At 61.0% G+C, this 1,063-nt stretch carries 2 pseudogenes; one reads left to right on the top strand and one right to left on the bottom strand.

Annotation, left to right across the window (positions count from 1 at the left end):
• Nucleotides 1-641, bottom strand: a pseudogene (locus FJ980_RS33905) (hypothetical protein); the annotation flags it as partial.
• 276 nt (nucleotides 642-917) lie between these two features.
• Between FJ980_RS33905 and FJ980_RS35745 the strand changes: the two are divergent.
• Nucleotides 918-1,063, top strand: a pseudogene (locus FJ980_RS35745) (ACP S-malonyltransferase); the annotation flags it as partial.

Genomic DNA, 1,063 nt, shown 5'->3' with positions numbered 1-1,063 from the left:
ATGATCTGCAGCCGGTCGCGAGTCCACGAGAAGGTGGCGTAGTCCATGATCGAGACGAAGAAGGCGAGCAGCGGCACCGCCAGCGTCAGCCGGGCGAGACGGCCCTTGCGGCTGAGTATCGGCACCTTTCGACGCCAGACCCGCCAGCCATAAATGAGCAGCGACAGGCCGGCGACGATGCCGACAACCATGGCAAGCGCAGTCATCGGGCGGTCACGCACCAGAAGCGGCAGCAGCGCCACGATCTGGCGGGAGTAGAGGAAATCGGTCGGGTAGAGGGGATCGCCGAGATAATGCGATTTCTGGTGACCGATGAAAGCCAGGGAGAGCGTCAGCGGCGCGACGATCATCAGGCTTTGATAGCTGCGGCCGAAAACGGCATCGAGGCCGACCAGAACCAGTGCGAACACCACGATCGTGGTCCAGCCCGGCTTGAGCGGCTGCAGGAAGAAGGAAACCGTGCCGGCGAAGTCGCCGCGCACGATCAATTCGATGGCGAACACCAGGACGGCCGCGATCAGCAGGCTGGTCAGCCCATAGCGTATGGTCGGCCACTTCCGTCCCGGCAGGTAGCCGGTGGAAGGATCGTCTTCCAGAAACTGTGGCGCGGCTTTGCCTGCGCCTTTCGAAATCCTAGCCACTTTAACTTCCCCACCCAGCGACAGACCCGTCACTCGATTGTCATGGAATTGTCACGCAAAGCTAGCGCCTGTGGCGGAAATAAGAAGAGCCAGCAAACGATTCGTGAGCGGTTTTCATCAGGAGTGATCGCCAAAAAGCCTTTTGGAACAGGCACTCGGCCGGCAAAGCTGCCAAGGGGCCGGGTCGAACCGGGCTTGACTTGGCAGGCCGCGTTGCGTCACAGGCAGGAAAATTCGTGTATCAGGCAAGCAGAACCGAGCTTTGGGAGCCCACACATGGCCGTTGCATTCACCTTTCCGGGACAAGGCAGCCAGGCTGTCGGCATGGGCAAGGACCTCGCCGATGCCTTCCCCGAGGCGCGTAGGGTTTTTAACGAAGTCGACGACGCGCTCGGCGAAAACCTGTCGAAGCTGATCTGGGA

Origin of the sequence: Mesorhizobium sp. B1-1-5, assembly GCF_006443065.1 — a bacterium.
Taxonomy (GTDB): domain Bacteria; phylum Pseudomonadota; class Alphaproteobacteria; order Rhizobiales; family Rhizobiaceae; genus Mesorhizobium.
The sequence above is the reverse complement of the archived record's forward strand: the minus strand, read 5'-3'. Positions and strand labels throughout refer to the sequence as shown.